Origin of the sequence: Xanthomonas sp. 3058 (assembly GCF_014199765.1) — a bacterium.
Taxonomy (GTDB): Bacteria; Pseudomonadota; Gammaproteobacteria; order Xanthomonadales; family Xanthomonadaceae; genus Xanthomonas; species Xanthomonas campestris_B.
Genome location: NZ_JACHOF010000018.1, coordinates 1 through 22,215, shown reverse-complemented (window position 1 = coordinate 22,215; position 22,215 = coordinate 1). Strand labels below are relative to the sequence as shown.

Genomic DNA, 22,215 nt, shown 5'->3' with positions numbered 1-22,215 from the left:
CAGCCCTGCAGCCCTGCAGCCCTGCAGCCAGGCTGCCGCTCAGCCGCTCAGCCGCTCTGCACTGAGCGGCGCACCCATAGGCGGTATTTACGCAGAAGTACAGGCTCTACGAGCCGCATGCCTGACGAGTCTAGTTGGCAGCTCGAAGCGTCCTGCTAGATCGTGCAAGCGCACACTGACGCTCGCACTCACTCGCATTGTCCTTGCCTCGATCAGGGCGACTTCTTGACCTCGGTCACCACGGTCGGCAATTCCCACGCTCCGCCAGCCGCGACCAATCTGCAAAGGCCGGAAGTGGATTTGGACGTCGGTAAGAAGCGACGGCCGTCCCAGGTCCAGCTTGCCTCGCTGTAGCAATCGCCCAGACCGCGTCCTTTCTGCGATGCAAGGATGGTCGATCCATCGATATCGCTGGCTTGCGTGGTCACCAACGTCGGCGCGAACGGCGCGCGTGCGTTGATCACCCAGAAACCGGTGCCGACGTTGTAGGCGCCCATCCAGCAGTCGGTCGATACCAGCAGTTTGTCGCTGCTGAGACGGGTGACTGTCAGCGGCTTGGCTGCATTGCCGGGCTGTAGTCCCTTGCATTCCTGATCGGCCGGCAAGCTCGCACGCAGCGCTTGATAGAGCGCCGGCAGCGTGCCCAGGCGCGCATCGGACGCTTGCGTTGCTGCGAGTTTGACCGCGCGCACCTGCGGAATCGGCAACGCCGGCAGCACGGCGGCTTCCCCGCGATCGCCCTTGCGCACCAGCGCACCGCGCGTGCCCAACCGGCCCTGGAACTCGTCCATCTTCAGCAGTACGGCGGCAGCGCCGCGATCGGACAGCTGCCACCGGCGCCCATCGTTGCCGACCGCCACGATCTTGCTGCTGCGTGGCAGTGCGGCCAGCAGCGCGGCCACCTGCGCGCTTGTCAGCGGCGCGGTGCCGTTGTCGCGATTCAGCGCCAGCTTGCCCAGCTCGCGCTGGTCGATGCGCAAGGTGAGCGACGCCGGCATCTTGACCTTGTCGTACTGGCCCAGCATCAACTCGGCGGTTACCGCTTGCCCAGCACCGGCCTTGCGGGTCAGCAGCACCGACACCGGCGTGCTGTCGCCTTCATCGGGCTGATAGCCGGCAGCGCGGCAGGTGCGGGTATTGTCGCAGGCGATAGTCCAGTCTTCGTGGTCGAAGCTGATGCCGATGGGCGCATCGGCAAGCGCAGCGATAGGGGCGAGCAGTAACGCAGCAGTAAGCAGGGTAGGGCGCATGGTGTCTTCGAAGGAGCGTGTCCGGTGCGCATCTTGCGTTGCTGCCGACAGGCCGTCCAGCGAGTCGCATGCTAAAGCGGGACGTATCTTCATGTCGGCATCGGCGCGCTGTCAGTCCTGTTCGCTACGCGCCGCGTGCGCCCACGCAATCCAAACAACGGACGCAACCAGCGCACCCGGCGGATCGCAAATTCATGCAACGCCAGGCAACCGATCACGGTGGCGGCGATCACCAGCGTCGGCTCCAGCCATGCATTCAGCTGCAACGGCATCAGCCAGTACAGCGCCATGATGATCAGGCTCTGGTGCAGGACGTACCAGGGGAACACCGCTTCGGTGCAGTACGGTAGCCAGCGGAACGGGCGATTCAAACGGTGCCTTGCCCAGCCAAGAATCGTCAACAGCGCCAGCCAGGTGTAGGCGGCACGTGCGCTGTGTTCGATGGTCTCCCACGGCAGCGCGGCCAGCGTTGTACCCAGTTGCGCAGGTTGCCCATGGATGCCGACATAGCGAAGGCCCAGTTCGGCGCCAATCGCCACCAGCGCGGTACCCAGCGTGTGCCAGCGCAGCTGCACTGCCAGCTGCCAGAAGCGCTCGCGGCGTGCCAGCAGATACCCCAGCACAAACAGCGGGAACGATTCGGCATGCACGAACCAGTCGCCGACCAGCGCGTGGGTCGGCGGATGGCGCGGCATCACCCACAGCACGCAAAACGCTTCCCACAGCATCGGCAACAGCAGCAGTGCGGGCACCGCCAGCGCAGCGGGCAGGCGAGGCAACGTAATCAACCGCAGCAGGGGTGTCAGCGACACCAGCGCCATCAACGCGACGGTATAGGGCAGCAGATAGGCCAGATACCACAGATGGTTCCAGGTGATGCCGTGTTCCCAGCCATCGAAACTGCCGGCCGGCCAAGGCCGTACCTGCCAGTAGCGCAACAGGAAGTCGCCGAAGCCCGGGCTGACCTTGCCGTTGCTCACGCCCTGGCAATAGGCCTGCACCGCCACCACCACGAACATGCCGAACAGCAACGGCGGCAGCAATCGCCCGCAGCGCTGCAAGGCAAGGCGCCAGGGCGCGGCCTGCGGCCGCGACAGCCCGATCGCGATGCCGGAGAGCGTGAACAGCAACGGCATCCGCCAGCGGTTGAGCACGATCATCGGCCACTGCAGCCAGGTGGCGGTGTGCACGCTCTTGAGGTGGAAATCCCAGTCGGCCACGTAGGCCATGCCCATGTGATAGAGGATCAATAGTGCGAAGGCGAAGACGCGCAAGGCATCGATATCGTGGCGGCGCTCGGTCATGGTCGTGTGGTTGGAAGGCGTGCCAGCATCCTCGGCAATCCGGCCTCGTACAGCTGCGCCAAGGGTGGCAATGCCGTCCCTGAGGGACCAGTTGTGGTCCCACGGGGACGAACCGGGGGCGGCAAGCGGGCGGTTGGGCCGAGATGCGCGGATGTTCTCACCCGCGTCAGGGGTAGGTCTGGCGGCGCTACGCCGCAGTCTCGTTCTTGATGAAAGGAGCGGCGCGCAAGGTTGCCATCGCTGGCAGGCCAAATAGCGGTCGTCGCCAGCGCCGCCTGCGGATGACCTCATAGCCCGCCAGGCAAAGCACAGCGGTGGCGACGATCAGCGTCGCACTCTCGACCAGCTGCGGCAGTGCCAGTGGCTTCAAGGAATGCGCCAGGACCACGATGATTGTCTGGTGCAGCACATAGACCGGAAACACGGCAGCGGTGAGATAACGCAAGGCGGCGCTGTCTGCATGACGGAAACGGTGGGCAAAGCCCAGGACCGCGGCGATCGCGCACCATTGGTCGACTGCCCATAGCGCGCGCAAGAGCAGGCGCAGCGTGTTGGGTGCGGGATGCGCGTCATCGTAAATGGTTCCAGGTCGGCAGGCGCAGACAGTCGCCACCGGCACCACAGAATCCTTGGTAGGCGCTCAGATGCTTGGCATAGAACGCCAGGTAGCCCTCGTGGTAGCCGCATGGCAATTGCTCGACGACTTGATAGTAGGATTGCGGCGGCACGATGACGGCCATACCGAACAACAGCGGCAGCAGCAGCTGGCGCGAACGTCGGTAGAGCAGGCCCTCCGGCGTGCTGCCCAGCATGAAGGCGGTAGCGACACCGGAAATCAGGAACAGCAGCGACATCCGCCACGGGCTGCTGAGCAGCATGACCGGCTCCAGCATCAGGTGGGTGGTGGGACTTTTGACGTGACAGTCCCAGGTCACGTAGTACATGCCGACGTGATAAAGCACCAACAGGCCAAACGCGATGACGCGCAACCAGTCCAGATCGTGACGCCTTTGCATTGGTTGCCCCTGCCATCATGGAGATGTCCCAACTACATGGGATGACGCAGCAGGCGGCCATCGGGCAGGGACGAAACAGGGATCTTCAGGGACGAATGGGGTCTGGAGTGGGTCGGCAATCGGCGCTGCCAGCCTAGAATATGGGCATGAGCACCGACCCCGCACGCACGATCCTGGAGCGCTTTCTGCCTTGGCAGCGCAGCGCAGGAATGTTCTTCTGGCTGATGGTGGTAGTGATCAATGGCAGCGGCAACGCCGTCACCGAATTGATGGATCGTCGTCGCGCCGGGCTGCCGATCCAGAGCTGGGAACCCTGGGTTTGGGAGATGTCCAGTGGCCTGGTCTGGCTGCTGATGCTCGTCCCGGCCATTGCCTGGTTCACGCGAAAGCTGCCGTTGCATCTGGATACCTGGTGGCGCCGGCTGCCCTGGTATCTACTGCTCAGCGTGGCAGTCTCGGTGGTGCACGTGCTGGCGATGGTCGGACTCCGCATGCTGACCTATCGGCTGCTGGGCGAGCATTACGATTTCGGGGCGTGGCCGCAGGAATTGGTCTACGAATATCTCAAGGACGTGCGCACCTTCGCGACCATCGTCGCGTGCATGCACGGCTACCGGTTTCTGTTGCGGCGCTTGCAGGGCGAGGTACGGCTGCTGGCTGCGCCGGACGAAGGCGCGCCGGTGGAGTCGCTGGATCGCCCGCAACGCTTCCTGGTGCGCAAGCTGGGGCGGGATTTCCTGGTCGCCGCCGCCGATATCGAATGGCTGCAGGCCTCAGGAAACTACGTCAACCTGCATGTGCGCGGACACGATTATCCGCTGCGTAGCACGATGGCGGCGATCGAAGCCAAGCTCGACCTGGCCGTGTTCGTGCGCATCCATCGCAGCTACATCGTCAACCTGGGCTGCGTGGTTTCGATCGAGCCGCTGGATGCCGGCGAGGCGCGCGTGCACCTGTCCGGCACTGGCAAGCTGCCGTGCAGCCGTCGTTACCTGGCGTCGCTGCGGCGGGCCGCCGGCCATGCCGAGGTGCCAGCGGTAGCTGTTGTGCCGGGCTGAACAGCATGGCTGCCGCGTTCCGCCGCCGCCGCCCGCTTGCTAAACTATCGGGCTTGTTTGCCGGAAGTCCGCCATGATCGAAACCAATCCGATCCGCCAGCGCATCACCGATCTCAACGATCGCGTGCTCTCGCTCAGGGGGTATCTTTGACTACGACGTCAAGAAAGAGCGTCTAGAAGAAGTCAGCCGGGAGCTTGAAAGCCCCGACGTGTGGAACGACGCCGAGCGCGCCCAGGCCCTGGGCCGCGAGCGCTCGATGCTGGAAAAGACCGTCATCGGCATTGCCGATGTGCTGGCCGGCCTGGCCGATGCCGGCGACCTGCTCGAACTGGCCGAAAGCGAGCAGGACGAAGACACCGCCGTGGCGGTGATCGCCGACCTGGACAAGTACCAGACCCATGTCGAAAAGCTGGAATTCCAGCGCATGTTCTCCGGGCAGATGGACGGTGCGAATGCATTCGTCGACATCCAGGCCGGCGCCGGCGGCACCGAGGCCCAGGACTGGGCGGAAATCCTGCTGCGCATGTATCTGCGCTGGGCCGAATCGCGCGGCTGGAAGACCGAGCTGATGGAAGTGTCCGGCGGCGAAGTGGCGGGCATCAAATCGGCCACGATCCGCATCGAGGGCGAGTACGCCTATGGCTGGTTGAAGACCGAAATCGGCGTGCACCGGCTGGTGCGCAAGTCGCCGTTCGATTCGGACAACCGTCGGCATACCAGTTTCACCTCGGTGTTCGTGTCGCCGGAAGTGGACGACAACATCGAGATCGACATCAACCCGGCCGATCTGCGTACCGACGTGTATCGCTCCTCCGGTGCCGGCGGTCAGCACGTCAACAAGACCGAATCGGCGGTGCGTATCACGCACATCCCGACCAATACCGTGGTCGCCTGCCAGACCGGCCGCAGCCAGCACCAGAACCGCGACAACGCGATGAAGATGCTGGCCGCCAAGCTGTACGAGCTGGAAGTGCAGAAGCGCAATGTCGAGCGCGACGCGCTGGAAGCCACCAAGTCCGACATCGGCTGGGGCAGCCAGATCCGCAACTACGTGCTCGACCAGAGCCGCATCAAGGATCTGCGCACCGGCATCGAACGCAGCGATACGCAGAAGGTGCTCGACGGCGACCTGGACGAATTCGTCGAGGCCAGCCTCAAGGCCGGTCTGGCGGCAGGCTCCAAACGCCTGGATGCCTGATCGCAGGGCGAGGTCGATGTGCTTGCGTGCATCGACCTCGCCTGGTGCGCCGTTGCGAGGCCAGCATCGTCAGGACGGCAGCCGCCGCAATGCAATGCCATCCCGCACCATTGCGCCGCGCAGTCGTCACAGTCCCACCGTAAAAGAACGCAGGAGCCGCTGACCCGGTTCCTCATTCCCCACCGGGCACATGCCCGACCCATTGCAGATCGATTCCCGCCATGACCGAGCAGACCCCCGCGCCGCAGACTCCCGCCGACGAGAACAGCCTCATCGCCGAGCGCCGCGCGAAACTGGGCGCGTTGCGCGGCCAGGGCATCGCCTATCCCAACGACTTCGTGCGCGAACACTTCGCCGGCGACCTGCAGGCCGAATTCGCCGATGCCGACACCTGGACCCCCGAAGCGCTGGAAGCCAGCGGACGCAGCGTCAAGATGGCGGGCCGGCTGATGGCCAAGCGGGTGATGGGCAAGGCCAGCTTCGCGCAGATCCAGGACGAATCCGGGCGCGTGCAGCTGTTCCTGCAGGGCAATGTGCTCGGCGATGCCTATACCGCGTTCAAGGGCTGGGACGTCGGCGACATCGTCGCGGTGGAGGGCGGGCTGACCCGCACCAAGACCGGCGAACTGTCGGTCAAGGCCAGTGCACTACGCCTGCTGACCAAGTCGCTGCGTCCGTTGCCGGACAAGTGGCATGGCCTGTCGGACGTGGAGCAGCGTTACCGCCAACGCTATGTCGACCTGATCGTCACCCCGGAAGCGCGCGAGGTCTTCATCAAGCGCTCCAAGATCATCCGCGCCATGCGCGCCTGGCTGGATGCGCGCCGCTTCCTGGAAGTGGAAACGCCGATGATGCATTACATCCCCGGTGGCGCCACCGCCAAGCCGTTCACTACCCATCACAACGCGCTGGACCTGGATCTGTACCTGCGCGTGGCCCCGGAGCTGTATCTCAAGCGCCTGGTGGTCGGTGGCCTGGAACGGGTCTACGAAATCAACCGCAACTTCCGCAACGAGGGCGTGTCGACCCGGCACAATCCCGAGTTCACCATGCTCGAACTCTACGAGGCCTACGCCACGTATCACGAAATCATGGACCTGACCGAGCAGGTGATCCGCGACACCGCCCAGTCGGTGCTGGGTACCACCCAGGTCAGCTGGGATGGCGCCGACATCGATTTGGCGCCGGCTTTCCGGCGCTGGCGCATGGACGAGGCCGTTCGTCACCATAACCCTCAGATCAGCGCGGCCGATTGCACCGATCGCGCCGCCCTGCTGGGTCACTGCGAGCGGCTGAAGATCCGCACCAAGCCCTCCTACGGCTGGGGCAAGCTGCTGCTGGAGATCTTCGAGGCCACCGTCGAGCACACCCTGGTGCAGCCGACCTTCATTACCGACCATCCGGTCGAGGTGTCGCCGCTGGCACGTTCCAGCGACACCGAGCCGGGCTACACCGATCGCTTTGAGCTGTTCATCAACGGCAAGGAATTGGCCAACGGCTTTTCCGAGCTCAATGACCCCGAAGACCAGGCCGCGCGCTTCCAGGCGCAGGTGCAGGCCAAGGACGGCGGCGACGACGAAGCGATGCATTACGACGCCGATTACATCCGTGCGTTGGAGTACGGCATGGCGCCGACCGGCGGCCTGGGCATCGGGATCGACCGCCTGGTGATGCTGCTGACCGGCAGCACCTCCATCCGGGATGTGCTGCTGTTCCCATATATGCGTCCGGAAGCCTGACTTTCTGGCGCTGTCCGTGCGCGGCGGCACAAATACTGCATATGCTTAGGCAGAGCCCCGAATGGTTGTATCGTCGGGGGAGTCGGCACAGGAGCCGGCGTCATCGCTTTTCCGTTCTCGAATAGAGGAGCAACGGCTATGCAGGACGTTTTAGGGAGTTCGGTCGATGTGTCGTCGCCGGATACATGGGAAGGCTTGTCGGAAAAGGCGGATCTGGGATTGAACATCGTGATTGTCGATGACCAGATGTCCGCACGGACCATGCTGCGCCATGTCATCGAGGACATCGCTCCAGAGTTGAAGGTCTTCGATTTCGGTGACCCGATGGAGGCGCTGGCCTGGTGCGAAGCCGGGCGCGTGGATCTGTTGCTGCTCGACTACCGCATGCCCGGCATGGATGGCCTGGAGTTCGCACGCCGGTTACGCCGTCTGCCCAGCCACCGGGATATCCCGATCATCCTGATCACCATCGTCGGCGACGAACCGATTCGCCAGGCCGCGTTGGAAGCCGGGGTGATCGACTTCCTGGTCAAGCCGATCCGCCCACGCGAGCTACGTGCGCGCTGCTCCAATCTGCTGCAGTTGCGTCAGCAGAGCGAGAGCGTCAAACAACGGGCGTTGTCGTTGGAGCAACGTCTGCTGGCCAGCATGAACGAGGTCGAGGAGCGCGAACGCGAGACGCTGTCGCGGCTGGCGCGCGCGATCGAGTACCGCGATTCGGGCACCAGCGCGTTCCTGGAGCGCATGTCGCACGTGGCCGGCCTGATCGCCGAGCAACTGGGCCTGTCGGAGGAAGAAGTCCGCATCATCGAGATGGCCGCACCGCTGCACGACATGGGCAAGATCGCCATTCCCGATTCGGTCTTGCTCAAGCCGGGCAAGCTCACCGAAGACGAGATGAACATCATGCGCCGGCATCCGCGTATCGGCTACGAGCTGCTCAGCGGCAGCCAGAACCGCTTCATCCAGGTCGGTGCGCTGATCGCGCTGCGTCACCACGAGCGCTACGACGGCACCGGCTATCCGGACGGCCTGGTGGGCGAGGCGATTCCGCTGGAAGCACGCATCGTCGCGGTGGCCGATGTATTCGACGCACTGCTGTCGCCGCGCCCGTACAAGGAAGCCTGGACCATGGATGCCGCACTGGCCTATCTCTACGCACAGCGTGGCCGCCTGTTCGACCCGCGCTGCGTGGATGCGCTGCTACGCGGCCGGGCGCAGCTGGATCAGATCTGCGAGGAATTCTCGACCGCATCGCCGCGTCCGGGCCAAGTGGGATGAGTGCTCTGATAGACGGGTTGCGGATCCGCTTTCGGCAGCGTCCGGATAGCGAGCATCTGCAGCACGCTGTGCGGATTGTCATTGCGGTTCTGTTGTTTGCCTATGTCTGGACGATGGAGCATCAGGTCGGCCGGTCCGGCTATCTTGCTAAAACCTGGTGGGTACTGACCTGGGAGGTTGTGGTGTCGCTCGGTCTGTTGACGGCGATCGCTGCCAGGCCAGGTATTTCTCATGTGCGTCGCTGCATTGGCATGCTCAGTGACTACACATGCATCGTCGTGCTGATGCTTGCCACCGCCGATGCCGGCGGAATCTTCTACGTCATTTGTCTATGGGTGACGATCGGAAACGGCTTGCGCTATGGCGGCCGTTACCTGTTGGCAGCTACTGCGGTAGGTACTTTAAGCCTGGTGCTGGTCAGCCTTTTTTCCGCCTATTGGCGCTCGACTCCGACGCTGGCTGGAGGATTGCTGCTAGGTCAGATCGCCATTCCGTTGTACTTCCGTTCCTTGCTCGCAGCGTTAACCCGTGCATTGAACGATGCCCGTCAGGCTAACGACGCCAAAAGTAAGTTTTTGGCGAATATGAGCCACGAATTTCGTACGCCGTTGAACGGCCTTTCCGGAACTGCGGAATTGTTGGCCGTGACCAAGCTCGACGCAGAGCAAAGCGATTACCTCAGGGCAATTCAGGCGTCAACACGCAGCCTGCGCTCTCTGGTTGAAGAAGTCCTTGATATTTCGGCGATTGAGGCCGGTAAGGTTCGGCTGATTCGTACTGACTTTTCGGTTGTATCGTTGCTGGACTCGGTAGCGCTGATTCTGCGCCCGCAGGCGACCAACAAAGGGATTGGCTATCGGGTAGAGATCGATCCAGACATTCCAGCAAACCTCGTAGGCGATGCTGGTCACCTGTCGCAGGTGCTGCTGAACTTGATCGGTAATGCGGTCAAATTCACCGATGAAGGTTACGTTGATCTCAAGGTGTCGAAGGTCGCAACGCTGCCGAACGATCGGATCTGCATTCGCTTCGAGGTACGCGACACCGGAATCGGGGTGCCGGCCTCGATACAGTCCCAGGTGTTTGATGCCTTCCAGCAAGGCGAAATGGGTCTGTCTCGCAGCTACGAAGGAACTGGCCTAGGTACCGCCATCGCCAAGGGGCTTGTAGAAAGCATGGGCGGGGCCATCGGTTATCACGAAAATCAGCCTTGCGGTAGCGTGTTCTGGTTCGAGATACCGATTGGAGTTGGCGCCGAGGCGCCAATTGCAGAAAAAGAGGCTCCGCTGGATGCTCTCTCAGAGCAGATCAGTAACGTCATTGCCTTCTCCAATCCGTTTCTGCGCCATCGTGCTCGGGTGCGTCCCATGCGGATTCTGGTGGTCGACGATCACGAGGCGAATCGGATGGTGGTGCAGCGGATGTTGGAAAAGGCAGGGCATTCGGCCGTTTGCCTATCCGGCACCGCAGATGTGCTGGATTTGCTCGTGCAGGAGAGCTGCGATGCAGTCATCTCCGATCTGCATATGCCCGGATTGAGTGGACTGGACCTGCTTCGTCAGATGCGGGTGATGCATGCCAGCGGGATGCCGTATGTTCCTGTGGTGATTCTGAGCGCCGACGTGACCGTGGAATCGATTCGGCGCTGCGAGGAAGCCGGGGTTCATGCTTTTCTGGGCAAGCCCGTGGAAGCAGGCAAGCTGCTCGGAGTGCTGGCCGAGATCGCCAGCGGTGCGCGCCTGCCCGATGCGCGAGCACGCGTGCAGGAACCTCAAGTCGACGACGAGCTGGTGTTCGACTCGCGCGTGCTTGACGAGTTAGCCGAATTGGGGATGGGCAACGAGTTTGAGGCGCAGTTCATCGAGCAATGTCTGGCAGATGCGACGCGCTGCCTACAGTCGTTGCAGCAAGCAGGACAATCCGGGAAGACTGAAGAGTACCGCGCATTGGCGCACGCTCTGCGCGGTGTTTCCGCGAACCTCGGGCTTTCCCGCCTTGCAGTATTGGCCAGCAAGTCGATGCTGCTGGCCATACCGTTGCCGCCAGAATGGTTGAGTCTATTTGCACAGATGCAGGGTGCGTTGGCACAAGGGCGTGATGCGCTGGAAACGCGTCGGCGGCAAAGCCGGCGCGATAGTGATCAGCAGTATCCTCCCTCCTGAGTAGCGGTTTTAGTCGTGTCGTGTACTACGGCGATCCTGCGCCTTGAACAGTCGTTCCATCGTGCGAAGAGACTTCTCACCTAATTGCAGCGCCGTGTCGACCCAGATCTCGGTGATCTTCATCAATTCGTCCATGGACGGCGCCTTGCTGGCACGCTTTGCTTGTTGAACCGCCTTCCATGCATGCGGGATGCGTCGACCCTCACGGATGATTTGCTCCACCGCCGCGAGTCCTTCGCCACGCGGTACCAGGTGGTCGACCACGCCGAGTCGGTACATTTCCTCTGCACTGTGCAGGTTGCCCTCGAGCATCAGTCGCTCGGCTTGGCGGGCTGGCATACGTTGGCAAAGGAACGAGTAAGCGCCCATGCCCGGGAACAAATCAAACAGCACTTCCGGCAGACCCAGCAGCGCGCCTTCTTCGGCGACGATTGTGTGGCAGCTCAGGGCCACTTCGAAGCCTCCGCCCAGTGCATTGCCTTGCACCAGTGCAACGCAATGCATATCTTCATGTAACCCGCTAGTAAAGGCATAGGCGCACTGTATGCAGCGGCGCGCATAATCTAGCAGTGCATCCCGATCGCGGCCTCGAATCAAGCCGCAGAACAGTTCCAGATCTCCGCCTAGATTGAAGACATCGCTATCTGACACTAGCACCATGAACGGTGATTCCGCACCGCTTTGTCGGACTTGGCTGCGAATGATTTGCTGATGCTCGATCAAATCATCAAGCAAGTTGGAAGAGAAGCAAGGGCGCTCTGACGTAGTGGCCAAGTGAGCATGCATGTGCATCCAATAAACATCACGAGAGGTATCTGCAACTACTTTGACAGTGGAAGCACGCTGGATGCGGGAGATGGGCAGGACGACTGACATGGGTATTCTCCGAGAGGTTCCGTCCAGTCGGCAGCCAGCTGGACGAGAGAGTAAGATGCAACTGCGCCGACTTCCAATCTATGCGCGTAAAGAGGAAGCGCCGCAAGAGAATAACGGCTGGATCGTTTTTGGGTGCTGGAGAGAAGGAGGTGCGATAGTCCGCGAATGGCGCAGTAGGCCATCGGGCGCCGCACCGCGCTGCTTGTAGTGCTCTTCTTGCTGCTGGATGTGCGTGGCTGGAATTACCAGGTATGTCGCAAATTGCTTCGGCCGATATGATTTGGCTATCGAATTTTCTTTTTTAAATAAATAAGATTGTATGTATTTTTAAGTTGCAACTAATGTTGGTGGTGGCGCTTGGTCATGGTGGCCATTTCATTTGCCTATATCCGGTTGCTAAAAATCAAACGCCCGCTCCGCCATGTGGCGTCGCGGGCGTTTGATTCAATTTGAAGATTGGTGATATTGCGCAGTGGCCTTATTCTTTAGGCGCATCCCGCAATTCCCGCCGCAGGATCTTGCCGACGTTGGTTTTCGGCAGCTCCTTGCGGAATTCGATCACCCTGGGTTGCTTGTAGCCGGTCAGGTTGGCGCGGCAATGCGCTTTCACATCGTCGGCGGTCAGGGCAGGGTCCTTCTTGACGATGACGGCCTTGACGATCTCGCCGGACTTTTCATCCGGCACACCCACGGCAGCTACTTCCAGTACGCCGGCCATTTCGGCGATAACGTCCTCGATCTCGTTGGGATACACGTTGAAGCCGGACACCAGGATCATGTCCTTCTTGCGATCGACGATGTAGACGAAGCCTTGCTCGTCCATGCGTGCGATGTCGCCTGTGTGCAGCCAGCCATCGGCATCCATGACCTTGGCGGTTTCCTCGGGCTTCTTCCAATAGCCCTTCATCACCTGCGGGCCCTTGATGCACAGCTCGCCGATGTCCCCTTGCGGCAGTGCAACACCGGAGTCGTCCTTGATGCAGGCATCGGTGGACGGAATCGGCAGGCCGATCGAGCCGTTGTAATCGGTCAGATCCATCGGATTGATGCAGGCGGCCGGGGAGGTCTCGGTCAGGCCGTAGGCCTCGACCAGAGTCAGGCCGGTGACCTTTTTCCAGCGTTCGGCCACCGAGCGTTGCACCGCCATGCCGCCGCCGAGGGTCATCTTGAGCGTGGAAAAATCCACTTGATCGAAGCCGGGCGTGTTGAGCAGGCCGTTGAACAGCGTGTTGACGCCAGTGAACGCGGTGAAGCGGGTCTTCTTCAATTCCTTGACGAAGCCGGGCATATCGCGCGGATTGCTGATCAAGTGATTGCAGCCACCGATCTTCATGAAGACCAGACCGTTCGCCGTCAACGCGAAGATGTGATACAGCGGCAGTGCGGTGATCACCACCTCGTTGCCTTCTTCCAGCTTGCCGGTGCCGGCGAGCCACTGGTGGGCCTGCTGCATGTTGGCCACCAGGTTGCGGTGGGTGAGCATCGCGCCCTTGGCCACGCCGGTGGTGCCGCCGGTGTACTGCAGGAAGGCGATGTCGTCGGATTCGATCTGCAACGTCGGCACTTTGTGCTTGCTGCCCAACGCCAGCGCCTCGCGGAAGCGGATCGCGCCGTTGATGCGGTAATCCGGCACGAGCTTCTTGACGTACTTGACGACGAAGTTGACCAGCGCCGCTTTCGGAAACCCGAGCATGTCGCCCAGGCCAGTGGTGATCACCTGCTTGACCGGTGTGTCGGCGATGACCTGCTGCACGGTGGTGCCGAAGTTGTCGATGACCACCAGCACGCTGGCACCGGAATCGATCAACTGATGCTTGAGTTCGCGCGGTGTATAGAGCGGATTGACGTTGACCACGGTCAGGCCGGCACGCAGGATGCCGAACGTCGCGATCGGATATTGCAGGCAGTTGGGCATCATCAGGGCGACGCGGTCGCCTTTCTTCAACTGCAACTCGCCAAGCAGATACGCGGCGAATTGCTCGACCAGCTGATCGGCTTCGCGATAGGTGATGGTCTTGCCGAAGCTGTGATACGCCGGGCGATCGGCAAACCGTTTGACCGAGGTGTCGAACACCTCTGCCACGGTGCGGAACTGCTCCAGATCGATCTCGGCAGCGACGCCAGCCGGATAACTTTGCAACCAAGGACGTGCCTGATTCATCTGCCCCCCCTCCAGGGTGTTCGGTACCTGGCGCGGTGTGTTCCACGCCACTACATCAGCTGGCAGCATACCGTCATGGATGGAAAAGGCGAAGCGTGATGCAGGGCGGCATTCGAGTGCGCTGGCGACAGGGGATCGCATGCAACATGCGTTCTCGCCATGATCGCTGCGCGCGACCTGCGCCGGAACAGCGGCTGTGAGAGACATGGCAGCAGATGCATCGGGCAATCGAAGCGCGCCAGATCGGCGATGCGATGGCGCCGGTTGCCGAAGATTTTGTCGGCGAACAGCTGCTGGAGGCCGTCGGTCTGCGGCGGTTGATACGACTGCAGATGCTGGGTAATTGCCAGATCGACGCGACGCTGGGGCCGGTGGATATCGCGCTGCGCGGTGACGTGGCAAGCGTGCGCTGTACCATTTTGCTGGCCGTGGCCGCTGGCTTCCTGGGCAGGCACAGCGCGATCAGGTGATCACCGGCTGGTGCTTGCAGGACGGCGACTGGCAGCGATACCACGCGCACTGGGAACCGACACGGCACTGAGAATGGCGATGCGCGGACGCAGCGCCTGGCGAGCGCAGCCGGTAGTGGGTGCAGGCTCTACCGTTGCACTGATGTGTTTTCGCGCGTCAGCTATCTGCCTCTGACGACCGCTCGCCATCGAGCGTCAGCACCTGTCGTGATCGCCTGAAACGACACTCCCGCCACATCGGCGGGAGTGTCGTGCAGGGTATGCCGCGCAGCGATCACGCTGCCTTGCGTGCTGCCAGTTGACGCAGCACGTACTGCAACAGACCACCGTGCTTGAAGTACTCCACTTCCTTGGGTGTCAGCAGCAGCACCTTGACCTGGAACTGCTTGACGCTGCCGTCGGACTTTTTCGCATCCACGGTGGCGCGACGGCTGGCGCCGTCCTGCAGGCCGGTGATGTCCAGCACTTCCGAACCGTCCAGGCCCAGCGTCTGCGCGTTTTCGTTCTCGAGGAACTGCAGCGGCAGCACGCCCATGCCGACCAGGTTGGAGCGATGGATGCGCTCGAAGCTCTCGGCGATGACTGCCTTGACGCCGAGCAGGTTGGTGCCCTTGGCCGCCCAGTCGCGTGAGGAGCCGGTGCCGTATTCCTTGCCGGCCAGCACCACCAGCGGCACGCCGTCGGCCTTGTACTTCACCGCCGCATCGTAAATCGCCAGTTTTTCCGGCTGGCCACCGGCCGCGGGGTAATACAGCGTGTTGCCGCCTTCTTCGCCGCCGAACATCAGGTTCTTGATGCGGATGTTGGCGAAGGTGCCGCGCACCATCACGTCATCATTGCCGCGGCGGCTGCCGTAGCTGTTGAAGTCGGCCGGTTGCACGCCGCGTTCCTGCAGGAAACGTCCTGCAGGCGAATCCTTCTTGATGTTGCCGGCCGGCGAGATGTGGTCGGTGGTGATCGAATCGCCGAACAACCCCATGATGCGCGCACCGTGCACGTCTTCGACGTGGCCGACCTGCATGGTCATGCCGTCGAAGTAGGGCGGGTTCTTGATGTAGGTCGAGGCCGCGTCCCATGCGTACAGCGCGCCGTCCGGGGAGGCGATGGTGTTCCAGCGCGAATCGCCCTTGAACACATCGGCATAGTTCTGCTTGAACATCTCCGGGCCGACGGTGGCGGCGATGGTGTCGCCGATTTCCTTGTTGCTCGGCCAGATGTCGCGCAGGTAGACCGGCTGCCCGTCGCTCCCGGTGCCCAGCGGCTCGGTGGTGAGGTCGATGTCGGTGGTGCCGGCGATGGCATACGCCACCACCAGCGGCGGCGAGGCGAGGTAATTCATTTTGACTTCGGGATGCACGCGGCCTTCGAAGTTGCGGTTGCCCGACAACACCGAGGACACCACCAGATCGTCCTTGGCAATCGCCGCCGAGACGTCGTCCGGCAGCGGGCCGGAGTTGCCGATGCAGGTGGTGCAGCCGTAGCCGACCACGTAGAAGCCGAGCGTTTCCAGGTCGGCAAGGACGCCGGCCTTGCTCAGGTAATCGGTGACCACCCGTGAGCCCGGCCCGAGCGAGGTCTTCACCCACGGCTGCGCTTTCAGCCCCTTGGCGGCGGCGTTGCGCGCAAGCAGGCCAGCACCGAGCATCACTGCCGGGTTGGAGGTGTTGGTGCAGGAGGTAATCGCGGCGATCACCACCGAACCGTCGCGCAGTTGCCAACCGGCGCCGCTGTCGTTGGCGCTTTCCGCCTGCGCGGCCTTGGCGCCGACTGCGGTGCCACCGCCGCCTTCGTTCTTCAGGCGATCTTCCTGCTTGAGGTCGGTCGTGCGCTTGCTGCGCGCATCCACGAACGGCTTGAGGCTCTCGCGGAAGTTGGCCTGCATGTCTTCCAGCAGCACGCGATCCTGCGGACGCTTGGGGCCGGCCAGCGATGGCTTGACCTCGCCCATGTCCAGTTCCAGCGTGGCGCTGTACTGCGCAGGCGGGGTATTGGCGTCGTGCCACAGGCCCTGCGCCTTGGCATAGGCTTCCACCAATGCGATCTGCTCCTCGCTGCGACCGGACAGGCGCAGATAGGTCAGCGATTCTTCGTCGACCGGGAAGATGCCGCAGGTGGCGCCGTATTCCGGTGCCATGTTGCCGATGGTGGCGCGGTCGGCCAGCGGCAGATGCTGCAAACCTTCACCGTAGAACTCGACGAACTTGCCGACCACGCCGGCCTTGCGCAGCATCTGGGTGACGGTGAGCACCAGGTCGGTCGCGGTGGCGCCTTCGGGCAGCTTGCCGCTGAGCTTGAAGCCCACCACCTGCGGAATCAGCATGGAGGAGGGCTGGCCCAGCATCGCAGCCTCGGCCTCGATACCGCCGACGCCCCAGCCCAGCACGCCGATGCCATTGATCATGGTGGTGTGGCTGTCGGTGCCGAACACGGTGTCCGGGTAGGCGATCCGGGTGCCGTCCTTGTCCGCGCTCATCACCACGCGCGCCAGGTTTTCCAGGTTCACCTGGTGGACGATGCCGGTATTGGGCGGCACCACCTTGAAGTTCTCGAACGCCTTCTGGCCCCAGCGCAGGAAGCCGTAGCGTTCCTGGTTGCGCTGGAATTCGATCTTGCCGTTGAGGTCGAGCGCATCGGCCGAGCCGAACACGTCCACTTGCACCGAGTGGTCGATGACCAGCTCGGAGGGAATCTGCGGGTTGATCTGGTCGGCCTTGCCGCCGAGCTTGACCACCGCATCGCGCATCGCGGCCAGGTCGACCACGCATGGCACGCCGGTGAAATCCTGCAACACCACGCGCGCCGGCATGAAGGCGATTTCGATATCGGGTTCGGCGGTGGGGTCCCACTTGGCGACCGCTTCGATATGGTCCTTGCCGACGGTGACGCCGCCGTCCTCGTGCCGGAGCAGGTTCTCCAGCAGGATCTTCATCGAGTAGGGCAGGTGGCCGATATCGAAGCGTTCGCCCAGTTTGGGCAGGCTGTAATAGTCGTAGCGCTTGCCGTGGACCTCAAACGAGGTGCGGGTGGAGAAGGAATCGCTCATGCATCACTCCTATGGCATCGAAGGCTTTAGGTAGGGGCCTAGTCTGAGCGATTCAGTGTGTACGCACGGTGTGTCCGGCGCGTTCAGTCGGCTTGAGTACGACCTCTCAAGTACGTATGATGTGCGCATACTTTCTGGAGCATGCTCATGGAAGCCACCGTTGCCGAACGCGGACAGATCACGCTGCCAAAGGCCGTGCGCGATGCCCTGGGCCTGACCAAGGGCACCACGCTCAAGATCGAACTCGATGGTGGGCGCATCATTCTGCGCAAGGATGTCAGCGAGGCGCTGCGCAAGGTGCGCGGCAAGTTCAAGCTGGTCGATGGCCTGACCAGCACCGACGAGGCCATGCGCGCCATCCGTGGCCGCGCGCCCGGAGATCCGTTCGACCCATGATCGCCCTGGATTCCTCGGTGCTGCTGGACATCCTCATCGGCGACCCGGTGTACGGCGAGGTGTCGGAAATCTGCATCGGCGATGCATTGGCGCGCGACGAGGTGGTGGTCTGCGATGCGGTAGTGGCCGAAGTACTGGCCATGCTGGACACCCAGGTCGACCTGATGGAAACCCTGGCCTCGATCGGGGTCCGTTACGAAGCCACCCAGGAAGCGGCGGCGGTGCGCGCCGGCCATATGAACAAGCGCTTCCGTGCACGCGGCGGCAAGCGCGAGCGGGTGGTGGCGGATTTTCTGATCGGCGCCCACGCGATGCTCCAGTGCGATGGGTTGATCACCCGCGACGAGGGCTTCTTCCGCGACTACTTCAAGGGCTTGAAGATCACCGTCCCCAAGCCCGTTGCCTGACCCACGCCTTCTGATCCACGTCTGACGTTTTTACACATTCACCGCTGTCCCTTTGGAGAACCCGCATGTTGGAAGCCTATCGCCACCACGTTGCAGAGCGCGCCGCGCTCGGTATCCCGCCGCTGCCGCTGACCGCGCAGCAGACCGCCGAGGTCATCGAACTGTTGAAGGCTCCGCCCGCCGGCGAAGACGCCTTCCTGGTCGAGCTGCTCAGCCAGCGCGTGCCGGCCGGTGTTGACGACGCCGCCAAGGTCAAGGCCTCGTACCTGGCCGCGGTGGCGTTCGGCACCGAAAAGACTGCGTTGATCAGCGCCAAGCGTGCCACCGAGCTGCTCGGCACCATGCTGGGTGGCTACAACATCCAGCCGTTGATTGATCTGCTGGACAACGCCGAGCTGGGCGCCACCGCCGCCGAGGCACTGAAGCACACCTTGCTGGTGTTCGACGCCTTCCACGACGTGCAGGAAAAGGCCGAAGCCGGCAACGCGCACGCCAAGGCCGTGCTGCAGAGCTGGGCCGATGCCGAGTGGTTCACCAGCAAGCCGGAAGTGCCGCAGAGCATGACCGTCACCGTGTTCAAGGTGCCGGGCGAAACCAACACCGACGACCTGTCGCCGGCCCCGGACGCGACCACGCGCCCGGACATCCCGCTGCACGCGCTGGCGATGCTGAAGAACGCCCGCGAAGGCGCAGCGTTCGTGCCGGAAGAAGACGGCAAGCGCGGCCCGATCCAGGCCATCGCCGATCTCAAGGACAAGGGCCACCTGGTGGCCTATGTGGGCGACGTGGTCGGTACCGGTTCCTCGCGCAAGTCGGCGACCAACTCGGTGCTGTGGTGGACCGGCGAAGACATTCCGTACATCCCCAACAAGCGCTTCGGCGGCGTGTGCCTGGGTTCGAAGATCGCCCCGATCTTCTACAACACCATGGAAGACGCCGGCGCGCTGCCGATCGAACTGGACGTGTCGCAGATGGAGCACGGCGACGTGGTCGAGCTGCGTCCGTACGATGGCAAGGCGCTGAAGAACGGCCAGGTGATCGCCGAGTTCGCGATGAAGTCGGACGTGCTGTTCGACGAAGTGCGCGCCGGTGGCCGCATTCCGCTGATCGTCGGCCGTGGCCTCACCGCCAAGGCGCGCGAATTCCTGGGCCTGCCGGCCTCGGACCTGTTCCGCCTGCCGATGGACCCGCCGGACACCGGCAAGGGCTTCTCGTTGGCGCAGAAGATGGTCGGCCGCGCCTGCGGTCTGCCGGAAGGCCAGGGCATGCGTCCGGGCACCTATTGCGAGCCGAAGATGACCTCGGTGGGCTCGCAGGACACCACCGGCCCGATGACCCGCGACGAGCTCAAGGACCTGGCCTGCCTGGGCTTCTCGGCCGACCTGGTGATGCAGTCGTTCTGCCACACCGCCGCCTACCCGAAGCCGGTGGACGTCAAGACCCACCACACCTTGCCGGAGTTCATCTCCACCCGTGGCGGCGTGTCGCTGCGTCCGGGCGATGGCGTGATCCACAGCTGGCTCAACCGCATGTTGCTGCCCGACACCGTGGGCACCGGTGGCGACTCGCACACCCGTTTCCCGATCGGTATTTCGTTCCCGGCCGGCTCCGGTCTGGTGGCCTTTGCCGCCGCCACCGGCGTGATGCCGCTGGACATGCCCGAGAGCGTGCTGGTGCGCTTCAAGGGTGAGATGCAGCCGGGCGTGACCTTGCGCGATCTGGTCAACGCGATTCCGCTGTATGCGATCAAGGACGGTCTGCTGACCGTGGCCAAGCAGGGCAAGAAGAACATCTTCTCCGGCCGCATCCTGGAAATCGAAGGGCTGCCGAACCTGAAGGTGGAGCAGGCGTTCGAGCTGTCCGACGCCTCGGCCGAGCGTTCGGCGGCTGGGTGTACCGTGCACCTGGACAAGGCGCCGATCATCGAATACCTGACCAGCAACATCACGTTGCTGCGCTGGATGATCGCCGAAGGCTATGCCGATGCGCGCACGCTGGGCCGCCGCATCAAGAAGATGGAAGAGTGGCTGGCCGATCCGCAGCTGCTGCAGCCCGATGCGGATGCCGAGTACGCCGCCGTCATCGAGATCGATCTGGCCGACATCCATGAGCCGATCGTGGCGTGCCCGAACGACCCGGACGACGTCAAGACGCTGTCCGAGGTTGCCGGTGCGGCGATCGACGAGGTGTTCATCGGTTCGTGCATGACCAACATCGGTCACTTCCGTGCCGCCGCCAAGCTGCTGGAAGGCAAGCGCGATATCCCGACCCGCCTGTGGGTGGCGCCGCCGACCAAGATGGATGCCTCCGAGCTGACCAAGGAAGGCCATTACGGCACCTTCGGCGCGGCCGGTGCGCGCATGGAAATGCCCGGCTGCTCGCTGTGCATGGGCAACCAGGCGCAGGCGCGCGAGGGCGCCACGGTGTTCTCCACCTCCACGCGTAACTTCCCCAACCGTCTCGGCCGTAACACCAATGTGTACCTGGGTTCGGCGGAACTGGCGGCGATTTGCTCGCGTCTGGGGCGCATCCCGACCAAGGACGAGTACATGGCCGATGTAGGCGTGATCAAGACCAGTGGCGAGCAGATCTACCGCTACATGAACTTCGATCAGATCCAGGAGTATCAGGATGTGGCCGACACCGTCGCTGCCTGATCCAGCGGGTTGACGGCAGGTTTGAAAACGCCCGGCAATGCCGGGCGTTTTCGTTATTCGGGCGATGACTTCGCTTTTCTTGCGCACCGGCACGCGCTTGGGAAATGCCAGTTAACTCGCCTATCGCATTGCAACAAAAATCTGAAGTGCGAAGGTCTAGATTTCCCCGCTCCCATCTGCGCGAATGATCTTCCTATGCCCACTTGCACGATCGCCGATCAATCACTGCACTATGCACAGTATGGTCAAGGGTTTCCGGTTCTGCTCGGCCACAGCTATCTCTGGGATGCGGCCATGTGGGAGCCGCAGATTCAGGCGCTCTCGCAGCACTACCGGGTCATCGTTCCGGAGTTGTGGGGGCATGGGCAATCGGCGGCGCTGCCGGCAGACACGCAGACCGTGGGCGATCTTGCCAAGCAGATGCTGCTATTGCTTGATGCGTTGCAACTGCCGCAATGCGCGGTGGTCGGTCTGTCGGTCGGTGGCATGTGGGGCGCCGAGCTGGCGCTGCTGGCACCGGAGCGCGTGCGCAGCTTGGTATTGATGGATACCTTCCTGGGTGCCGAGCCGCAGGCCATGCAAGCGCGTTATTTCGGTCTGCTCGATGCGATCGAAGCGGCCGGGCAGGTGACGCCTGCATTGGTCGCGGCGATCGTGCCGATGTTCTTCCGCTCCGGTATCGATCTGAGCTCCGCGCTGCCGGCCGCGTTTGCGCAGCGCCTGGCGGCGATGACGGCCGAGCAGTTGCGCGCGTCGGTGATACCGCTGGGGCGTTTGATCTTCGGCCGCGCCGACCGGCTTGAAGCCTTGGCGGGACTGAACCCTGCGAACACCTTCCTGCTGGCGGGCGAAGACGATGGTCCACGGCCGCCGGAAGAGTTGTGGATGATGGCCGAGGTGATTGGCTGCGATTACGAGCTGGTGCCCGATGCCGGCCACATCGCCTCGCTGGAGAACCCGGAGTTCGTTAATGCGCAGCTGTTGGGGTGGTTGAAGCGGACAGTGGAGCAGGGTGTTGGCATGGTTGCTGAGAGCTACGCTTGAAGGCAGCGCTCAGAAGGATGGTCCCAAGCTACGTAGGTCGGGTGCGCGGTGTCCTCGCCGCTCGCGGGACACGCCGTGAATCCATCCCTGGAGGCTCGGTGGCGGCATCCATGCCGCCACACGGTCCCGCAAGCGGCGAGGACACCGCACCA

General features: G+C 62.9%; 16 protein-coding genes and 1 pseudogene. 10 read left to right on the top strand and 7 right to left on the bottom strand.

The annotated features are described in order from the left end of the window. Positions 1-212: 212 nt before the first annotated feature. The 4 genes from GGR61_RS17120 to GGR61_RS20965 all read right to left on the bottom strand — a co-directional run bounded on the left by GGR61_RS17120 (position 213) and on the right by GGR61_RS20965 (position 3,570). Positions 213-1,250 carry a DUF1176 domain-containing protein gene (locus tag GGR61_RS17120; RefSeq protein WP_184622869.1) on the bottom strand — a complete coding sequence of 346 codons (1,038 nt, stop codon included), beginning with the start codon at positions 1,248-1,250 and terminating at the stop codon, positions 213-215. Positions 1,251-1,339: 89 nt separating this feature from the next. Next, on the bottom strand, positions 1,340-2,554 hold the full coding sequence (locus tag GGR61_RS17115; protein ID WP_184622867.1) for an acyltransferase family protein: 1,215 nt from the start codon (positions 2,552-2,554) through the stop codon (positions 1,340-1,342). A 187-nt stretch (positions 2,555-2,741) separates the two neighbouring features. After that, complete coding sequence (locus GGR61_RS21255; protein ID WP_260288205.1) at positions 2,742-2,999, bottom strand: hypothetical protein; 258 nt, start codon at positions 2,997-2,999, stop codon at positions 2,742-2,744. Between the two features lie 124 nt (positions 3,000-3,123). After that, on the bottom strand, positions 3,124-3,570 hold the full coding sequence (locus tag GGR61_RS20965) for an acyltransferase (RefSeq protein ID WP_260288203.1): 447 nt from the start codon (positions 3,568-3,570) through the stop codon (positions 3,124-3,126). A gap of 224 nt (positions 3,571-3,794) precedes the next feature. On the opposite strand from GGR61_RS20965, the gene GGR61_RS17105 reads away from it, so the two are divergent. The 5 genes from GGR61_RS17105 (at position 3,795) to GGR61_RS17085 (ending at position 11,009) form a co-directional block, all read left to right on the top strand. Next, positions 3,795-4,628, top strand: coding sequence for a LytTR family DNA-binding domain-containing protein (locus tag GGR61_RS17105; protein WP_260288222.1), 834 nt, complete (start codon positions 3,795-3,797; stop codon positions 4,626-4,628). 73 nt (positions 4,629-4,701) lie between these two features. Further along, a protein-coding gene (gene prfB, locus GGR61_RS17100; RefSeq protein WP_184408647.1) for a peptide chain release factor 2 occupies positions 4,702-5,827 on the top strand; the annotation gives its coding sequence in 2 pieces (ribosomal slippage) (positions 4,702-4,776 and positions 4,778-5,827; 1,125 coding nt in all). Between the two features lie 221 nt (positions 5,828-6,048). Beyond that, a complete protein-coding gene (lysS, locus tag GGR61_RS17095) occupies positions 6,049-7,566 on the top strand; it encodes a lysine--tRNA ligase (protein ID WP_184408646.1) in 1,518 nt (505 codons plus the stop codon). Between the two features lie 138 nt (positions 7,567-7,704). Beyond that, positions 7,705-8,847: a two-component system response regulator gene (locus GGR61_RS17090; RefSeq protein WP_184622863.1), complete on the top strand. Its 1,143-nt coding sequence runs from the start codon at positions 7,705-7,707 to the stop codon at positions 8,845-8,847. Further along, positions 8,844-11,009, top strand: a complete 2,166-nt coding sequence (locus tag GGR61_RS17085; protein WP_184622862.1) for an ATP-binding protein — start codon at positions 8,844-8,846, stop codon at positions 11,007-11,009. The genes GGR61_RS17090 and GGR61_RS17085 overlap by 4 nt, the downstream gene beginning before the upstream one ends. A gap of 9 nt (positions 11,010-11,018) precedes the next feature. Here GGR61_RS17085 and GGR61_RS17080 read toward each other — a convergent pair whose 3' ends face one another. Then, complete coding sequence (locus GGR61_RS17080) at positions 11,019-11,885, bottom strand: crotonase/enoyl-CoA hydratase family protein (RefSeq protein WP_184622860.1); 867 nt, start codon at positions 11,883-11,885, stop codon at positions 11,019-11,021. Between the two features lie 478 nt (positions 11,886-12,363). Continuing rightward, positions 12,364-14,046 (bottom strand): long-chain fatty acid--CoA ligase, encoded by a 1,683-nt coding sequence (locus GGR61_RS17075; protein ID WP_184622858.1) that lies wholly within the window; start codon positions 14,044-14,046, stop codon positions 12,364-12,366. Between the two features lie 146 nt (positions 14,047-14,192). Between GGR61_RS17075 and GGR61_RS17070 the strand changes: the two are divergent. Beyond that, a pseudogene (locus GGR61_RS17070) lies at positions 14,193-14,587 on the top strand (nuclear transport factor 2 family protein). Between the two features lie 203 nt (positions 14,588-14,790). Here GGR61_RS17070 and acnA read toward each other — a convergent pair. Further along, complete coding sequence (gene acnA, locus GGR61_RS17065; RefSeq protein ID WP_184622857.1) at positions 14,791-17,559, bottom strand: aconitate hydratase AcnA; 2,769 nt, start codon at positions 17,557-17,559, stop codon at positions 14,791-14,793. 147 nt (positions 17,560-17,706) lie between these two features. Between acnA and GGR61_RS17060 the strand changes: the two genes are divergently transcribed. The 4 genes from GGR61_RS17060 (at position 17,707) to GGR61_RS17045 (ending at position 22,063) form a co-directional block, all read left to right on the top strand. After that, positions 17,707-17,955 (top strand): AbrB/MazE/SpoVT family DNA-binding domain-containing protein, encoded by a 249-nt coding sequence (locus tag GGR61_RS17060; protein WP_016903180.1) that lies wholly within the window; start codon positions 17,707-17,709, stop codon positions 17,953-17,955. After that, positions 17,952-18,362 carry a type II toxin-antitoxin system VapC family toxin gene (locus GGR61_RS17055; RefSeq protein ID WP_011259444.1) on the top strand — a complete coding sequence of 137 codons (411 nt, stop codon included), beginning with the start codon at positions 17,952-17,954 and terminating at the stop codon, positions 18,360-18,362. The genes GGR61_RS17060 and GGR61_RS17055 overlap by 4 nt, the downstream gene beginning before the upstream one ends. Before the next feature lie 65 nt (positions 18,363-18,427). Next, on the top strand, positions 18,428-21,019 hold the full coding sequence (gene acnB, locus GGR61_RS17050; RefSeq protein ID WP_184408640.1) for a bifunctional aconitate hydratase 2/2-methylisocitrate dehydratase: 2,592 nt from the start codon (positions 18,428-18,430) through the stop codon (positions 21,017-21,019). A gap of 195 nt (positions 21,020-21,214) precedes the next feature. Further along, positions 21,215-22,063: an alpha/beta fold hydrolase gene (locus tag GGR61_RS17045; RefSeq protein ID WP_184408639.1), complete on the top strand. Its 849-nt coding sequence runs from the start codon at positions 21,215-21,217 to the stop codon at positions 22,061-22,063. The last annotated feature ends 152 nt before the right edge of the window (positions 22,064-22,215 follow it).